General features: G+C 42.4%; 6 protein-coding genes. 5 read left to right on the plus strand and 1 reads right to left on the minus strand.

The window, feature by feature from the left end; translation table 11 throughout:
• The first annotated feature begins 35 nt into the window (after positions 1 to 35).
• The 5 genes from V4C51_RS16665 (at position 36) to V4C51_RS16685 (ending at position 4,126) form a co-directional block, all read left to right on the plus strand.
• A complete protein-coding gene (locus V4C51_RS16665; RefSeq protein WP_330927307.1) occupies positions 36 to 497 on the plus strand; it encodes a hypothetical protein in 462 nt (153 codons plus the stop codon).
• 164 nt (positions 498 to 661) lie between these two features.
• Positions 662 to 1,135 (plus strand): hypothetical protein, encoded by a 474-nt coding sequence (locus V4C51_RS16670; protein ID WP_330927308.1) that lies wholly within the window; start codon positions 662 to 664, stop codon positions 1,133 to 1,135.
• 538 nt (positions 1,136 to 1,673) lie between these two features.
• Positions 1,674 to 2,114 (plus strand): hypothetical protein, encoded by a 441-nt coding sequence (locus tag V4C51_RS16675; protein WP_330927309.1) that lies wholly within the window; start codon positions 1,674 to 1,676, stop codon positions 2,112 to 2,114.
• A gap of 516 nt (positions 2,115 to 2,630) precedes the next feature.
• Positions 2,631 to 3,077, plus strand: coding sequence for a hypothetical protein (locus tag V4C51_RS16680; protein ID WP_330927310.1), 447 nt, complete (start codon positions 2,631 to 2,633; stop codon positions 3,075 to 3,077).
• Positions 3,078 to 3,484: 407 nt separating this feature from the next.
• A complete protein-coding gene (locus tag V4C51_RS16685; protein WP_330927311.1) occupies positions 3,485 to 4,126 on the plus strand; it encodes a hypothetical protein in 642 nt (213 codons plus the stop codon).
• Between the two features lie 103 nt (positions 4,127 to 4,229).
• Here V4C51_RS16685 and V4C51_RS16690 read toward each other — a convergent pair whose 3' ends face one another.
• On the minus strand, positions 4,230 to 5,816 hold the full coding sequence (locus tag V4C51_RS16690) for a peptide chain release factor 3 (RefSeq protein ID WP_330927312.1): 1,587 nt from the start codon (positions 5,814 to 5,816) through the stop codon (positions 4,230 to 4,232).
• Between the last annotated feature and the right edge of the window lie 397 nt (positions 5,817 to 6,213).

The raw sequence follows: 6,213 nt of genomic DNA on the forward strand, positions 1-6,213 counted from the left end.
AAACGGGCACTGTTTTATAGTAAGGAGTATCTGAAATGAACAGGGTATTACCTGCAATCGCGATCTTCATTTACATGATGTTTTTTACCAATGCCAGTTTTGCCAGGTACACAGAGACTGCTCTGGAAGTCAGTTTTGTTAACAACACCGAGTATACTTGCACAATCAACGCTAATCTTAAGCACGGTAAATGGGACAAAAAGCCACCTGATTCGTTACGAAAACATTCGTCAACTTATTGGTATGTACTTCAGCATCATTCATATGGTCCCGATATGACGGTAAAATTTACCTGTGGTGGTTACTCATTTAGCGCGAGAAATCAACAAAATTTCTGCTCCCTTAAAGGGGGAAAGCAAAAGCACGCTACTTTTGATGTAGATAAACATTTAACTGTTACCAACAAAGAGCTTCAGCATGCCTCTTATCATTCCAGAAAACCGGGTATCGCACGAATAACCGTTTCATCTAAAGGGCGTCACCTTGGGGTTGAATAAAAGGTGAAACCCGTTGAAAGTGGCAAGCGACTTTCTTTAACATTGCTCCATGGCACAATGCAAGCCTGTATTGTGTCCATGCTGCAGGTGGTAACAGTGAGTCGCTTTTTCACTGTCTGAGTAAATACCCAAACGGTCACTGTTTTATTATATGGCGTATCAAAATGAGCAGAGTATTACCCGCTATCGCGATCTTCATTTACATAATGTTTTTTACAAACGTTAGTTTTGCTGAGCATGATCCACAGGACACCCTGCAAGTAAGTTTTGTTAACAACACCGAGTATACTTGCACAATCAAGCCTCATCTTAAGTATGGTAAATGGATCACAAAGCCACCTGATTCAATGCCGAAACATTCGTCAACTTACTGGATAGCGGTTCAGCGTTATTTACATGGTCCCGATATGACGTTAAAGGTTACCTGTGGTGGTTACTCGTTTAGTACGAGAAATCAACAAAATTACTGTGACCTTGAAGGCGGGGATCAAAAGCACAGTGCTTTTGATGTGGATAAGCATTTAAAAGTTACCAACAGACAGGTTCAGCATGCTTCTTATGGTGGTAAAAAGCCGGGCATTGCGCAAATAAGTGTTTTTTATCTAAAGGGCGTCACTTTGAATTTGAATAAAACCTGAAACATTCATCTGCGAGTGATCCGTGAGGGCATCCATAAGACGATTTCAGAGGGCGTATTCCCCCGTAAGTGGCTGCCCCAAGCAATAATTTGCGCTTTGTCACGCTATTGAAAATGAAAAGTCTACCTTCGCTCGCATCACTCTAAGACGCAACGCAAGCGTTTATTGTAACCGCGTAACCCCCCTTGAGGTTTGGATGTATACGAAACTTGCATAGCAAGCTTCTTGTTGTATACTTTTTTTGTCGGGCGTTTTCAGGGATTACGCTACCCGGCGGAACAAGCAAAATACTTCCATTTTCTGCCCGTGTTTCTCAACAATCCGAAAGGTAGAACAGATGGTCAAATAAAATGTATTCCGCTATCGGTAAGAGAAAATCCGCGGCAGGGGATTGCCGTCTGGTAGCAGGAACTCTTGTCGTTTATGGCGAGGAGAATGTCAATTTGCACATCCGTTAAATGGTAATAATGAGTAGCTGTTTTTCGCTGTCTGAGCAGTTGTTTAAGCGGTTGCCATTTTATTGTATGAGGTAACTGTAATGGGTAGAGTATGGCTAGCTATCACCTTTATTTCCGTTACGTTTTTTACAAACGTCAGTTTTGCTCATTACCAATCACGAATGTTGGATGTACATTTTATCAACAAAACTGATTATGCGTGCAGAGCATACTCTGATATTAACCGTGGGTATTGGGATATCGAACCCCCCAGGTGGATAAAAAAACATTCGGAAGCTGATTGGCGTGTAGAGCAGGAGGAATACCATGGCCCTGATATCACTGTAAAATTTAAATGTGGTCATTACTCTTTTAGCGTAAGAAATCAGCAAAATTTCTGTGAATTTGAAGGCGGAGATCAAACATGTTCTACCTTTCATGTGGATAAACATCTGAATGTTACCAACAGAGAGACTCAGCATGCCTCTTATAGGTTTGATAAAGAGGGTATTGCAGAAATAGTTGTTTCACCTAAAGTGTAGTCGTTCAGATTTGACCTGGCAGTTGCCGATTTTTAGAGGGTGCCTGTCAGGTCAAATTTAAAGGACAAACTTTTTCTTCCAGATTGCTTTTCCAGTGACCTCCCCAGGGCAGTGTTTACACTGATGACTGTGTGACACGATCTATCAGTCCGCGTGAACCGGTAAGTCTTCTGCCTCTTGTTTTCGTGATGTAGATTGTGGTTAACCGCCCTTTATCTACATCAATAACCTTTACCTTTTTTAAGGAGAAATATCAAATTAAGTCTATACTACACATTAACAAAAATGGTAGCTGCTTCAGGAGGTTGGGCTATCGTCGGGTGCCGTTTATTCTTCTCATGCATATTAGTACTTTCATGCCTATTTAAAAGTGAAAAGTTGGCCTTGCTAACACCACTGGATGGCACGATAAAAGACTGTATTCTGCACAGGCTATAAATGGTAACAGTGAGTAGCTTTCTCACTATGTTAACAGGTGCCCCATTGATCACACCCTTGTTGTATGGAGTATTTGTAATGAACAGACTATTATCCGCTATTTCGATTTTCATTTACATGATGTTTTTTACAAATGTCAGTTTTGCTGATTATGACCTACAGGATACTCTGCAAGTAAATTTTGTTAACACAACCGATTATGATTGCACGACAAGCGTTGATCTTAAGCATGGTAGATGGGATACAAAGCCACCTGAGGTTATTCCAAAAAGAGTGTCAACTTTTTGGATTGCGTCTCAGCAAAATTTGCGTGGGCCTGATATGACGATAACGTTTACTTGTGGTGATTATTCTTTTAGTGTGAGAAATCAACAAAATTTCTGTTTATTTAAAGGAGGTGAGCAAACTAATACTACTTCAGATGTAGATGAACATCTCAATGTTATTAACAAACAGATTAAAAAAGCCTCTTATCATGATAAAACACCAGGTATTGCACAAATAATTGTTTTATCTAAAGGGTAATCACTTTGATTTTGAATAAAACGGAGTGTAATCGTCCAGACAATCTTACGGTTATTTTTCAAAAAAGAGAAATATAAGATCAGACCCGGACTGCTATGGGCACTCTCAATCATCAAATCACAGTACTTCCCCCCGGACTTAGTGGCCTCTTATGATCTTTAAACGCATTCATTAAACCCTGAATTTCTCCACCTTTGCGCTCAGTCAGCAATAAAGGTATTAACCGCACTTGTTTACATACAATTAATTAGATAATGTCGCATTATCTTCAGAAATGAGAGCCTGTAAAAAAATCAAGAATGAGTTGTACAGGGCGTTATCAACGGTTTTCTAGTATTTACTTATTCTGTTAAATAGTCTATTTCAGAAAACAACACAGGTTAGTTGGTGAATGTCGGATACTCATTATGTCAATTATCAATGGGTCTTTGTTTACAGATATCGAAAAATTTCATAAACCGGAACACAATGCCAATACAGCAGCCATTGTTATAGATGAAAAGGATAAAAAATGGGCATCTGAAACTGTTGAAAACTCACTTACCAGAAAACAGAGCCAACAAGAAACCCTTCGTTTTTGTAAACAATTAGGCTGTAAAATTATTGTTGTACATGAACATAGGGAGTCATATCCAAGGCATATTTATGGTGTTATCGGTAACCCCGACTGGTCATGTATCAAGCACTCTTTAGGGGTGATTGATGGGAGAACAAGTCGTCCTTTAATGCCTTATTTGAAAAAAGAGGCGATTACCAGTCTCGTTCTTATGGGAGGGAGTTATGCTCTGTGCATACAAGCATCATTGATAGGGATCTGCTCTTATGGAATGAGACATTCCGGTATTCTCAACCATCAAATCACCGTGCTTTCATCCCCGAGCTTACTGGCTCCTTATCATCCTGGCATTTATTCATTAAGCCCTGAATTTTCTCCATCTGCTCGTTCATTTAACAATGAAAATGCTGATTTTAATTATTTCAATCGACCCAGTTGGCCAGTTTTCACATTACATCCGGGAATGAGGCTCTATACAAAAATTTATCCATAGATGCACAGACCGGAGCCATTGGTTAACATTGCCAAGCTATTCAAACAGCAAACAGCAAACAGACGTTATCGGCTCCTAGGAGCCTGTTGAGTATCGCTTTTGGTCAGTGCTCACGCGTGGTGCGGAAGGTAATGTCAGGATAGCGCTCCTGGGCCAAGGAAAGGTTCACTCGGGTAGGTGCCAGATAAGTCAGATAGCCACCACCGTCAATGGCCAGATTATCAGCGCACTTGCGTTTAAACGCTTCCAGATTCCTGCTGTCATCGCACTCAACCCAGCGGGCGGTGTTCACATTGACAGGCTCATAGAGAGCTTCCACCTTATACTCATCTTTCAACCGTCGCATAACAACATCAAACTGTAATACCCCCACAGCACCAAGAATCAGGTCGTTGTTATTGATAGGCATAAACAACTGCGTTGCCCCTTCTTCAGAAAGCTGCTGCAAACCTTTTTGCAGCTGCTTGAGTTTGAGAGGGTCTTTCAGCCGTACACGTTTGAACAGCTCCGGAGCAAAATGAGGAATACCGGTAAATTTGGCAATTTCACCCTCGGTAAAGGTGTCGCCTATCTGAATAGTGCCGTGATTATGCAGACCGATAATATCCCCGGAAACAGCCTCTTCTACGTGAGAGCGATCGCCAGCGAGAAACGTCACTGCATCGGCAATTTTAACATCCTTACCAAGACGAACATGTTTCATCTTCATATTGCGGGTGTACTTACCAGAGCAGATCCGCAAAAAGGCAATACGGTCACGGTGTTTCGGGTCCATATTTGCCTGAATTTTGAAGATAAAACCACTGAATTTTTCTTCGTCCGGGGCAATGGTACGTACATCTGTTTTTCGTGGCAGGGGCTTAGGTGCCCATTGGACAAAATCATCGAGCATTTCACGAATACCAAAGTTAGCCAGTGCCGTGCCAAAAAAAACAGGCGTCATTTTTCCTGCTTGATACGACGCCAGGTCAAAAGTATGGCTGGCACCACGAACCAGCTCCACCTCATCAAGCAGATCTTCATGAAGGTCACCGAGAAACGCGCGGCCTTCGGGGGAATCAATACCTTCAATACGAATATCATCGGGAACTATACTGCCCTGACCCGGGGTAAATACATGGAGGGTGTCAGTATACAAGTTATACACCCCCTTAAAGTTTTTCCCCATACCAATGGGCCAGGTGACAGGGGCACACTGAATATTTAAAACAGACTCGATCTCGTCGAGTACCTCAATTTGCTCACGAACTTCTCGGTCCATTTTGTTAATAAAGGTAAAAATAGGGGTATCCCGAAGGCGGCAGACCTCCATCAGCTTAATGGTGCGAGCCTCAACGCCCTTTGCGCCATCAATCACCATCAGGCAACTATCCACAGCTGTCAGCGTACGATAAGTGTCTTCTGAGAAGTCCTCATGACCTGGGGTGTCCAGCAGATTAACAATGCGCTCACGGTAAGGAAACTGCATTACCGACGTTGTAATAGAAATACCCCGTTCCTGTTCCATTTTCATCCAGTCAGAGGTGGCCAGCCGTCCGGTCTTGCGCCCCTTGACGGTACCGGCCATTTTAATAGCGCCACCGAGCAGCAGCAGCTTCTCAGTCATGGTGGTTTTACCGGCATCAGGGTGGGAGATGATAGCAAATGAGCGCCTGAGGCTTACTTCACTGGATAATTCAGAGTTTTTCATAAAGTAAAAATCTTAATATGTACACATCTATGTACACATTCTGATATGTACATAATGTCTAGCCAGAAACATGGAAAGATGACACATCTTATTCAAAGACAATGCTCAGGCGCAAGCTGTCACCGATAGAGAGGGCGTGCCAGAGGGAAGAATCCCCGCAAAAAACTGTGCGGAGGGTCGACTGCTATTTGCTCAAATAGTCAGATGTAAAACCAGAGCTAACTGCCAGTGACCACCGACAAAAGCATAAACTGTCGGTCGCTCCAGAGCCTGAAGGGCGAAAGAACAGATCTTATCTCACTAGGAGCCTGTCCGAGAATAGACTACCCTACTGCGGTTGCGATAAATTGGTCTAAAAATTCCTGCTTCTTCGTCAAATAGCCCCACTATTATCCTC

It is taken from the genome of Candidatus Sororendozoicomonas aggregata (genome assembly GCF_031528575.1).
Taxonomy (GTDB): Bacteria; Pseudomonadota; Gammaproteobacteria; order Pseudomonadales; family Endozoicomonadaceae; genus Endonucleibacter; species Endonucleibacter aggregata.

What these genes read in the sequence shown, in the direction of transcription:
- V4C51_RS16680 (WP_330927310.1), top strand. Translation starts at nt 2,631, where the DNA reads ATGAACAGACTATTATCCGCTATTTCGATTTTCATTTACATGATGTTT.
- V4C51_RS16670 (WP_330927308.1), top strand. Translation starts at nt 662, where the DNA reads ATGAGCAGAGTATTACCCGCTATCGCGATCTTCATTTACATAATGTTT.
- V4C51_RS16690 (WP_330927312.1), bottom strand. Translation starts at nt 5,816, where the DNA reads ATGAAAAACTCTGAATTATCCAGTGAAGTAAGCCTCAGGCGCTCATTT.
- V4C51_RS16665 (WP_330927307.1), top strand. Translation starts at nt 36, where the DNA reads ATGAACAGGGTATTACCTGCAATCGCGATCTTCATTTACATGATGTTT.
- V4C51_RS16685 (WP_330927311.1), top strand. Translation starts at nt 3,485, where the DNA reads ATGTCAATTATCAATGGGTCTTTGTTTACAGATATCGAAAAATTTCAT.
- V4C51_RS16675 (WP_330927309.1), top strand. Translation starts at nt 1,674, where the DNA reads ATGGGTAGAGTATGGCTAGCTATCACCTTTATTTCCGTTACGTTTTTT.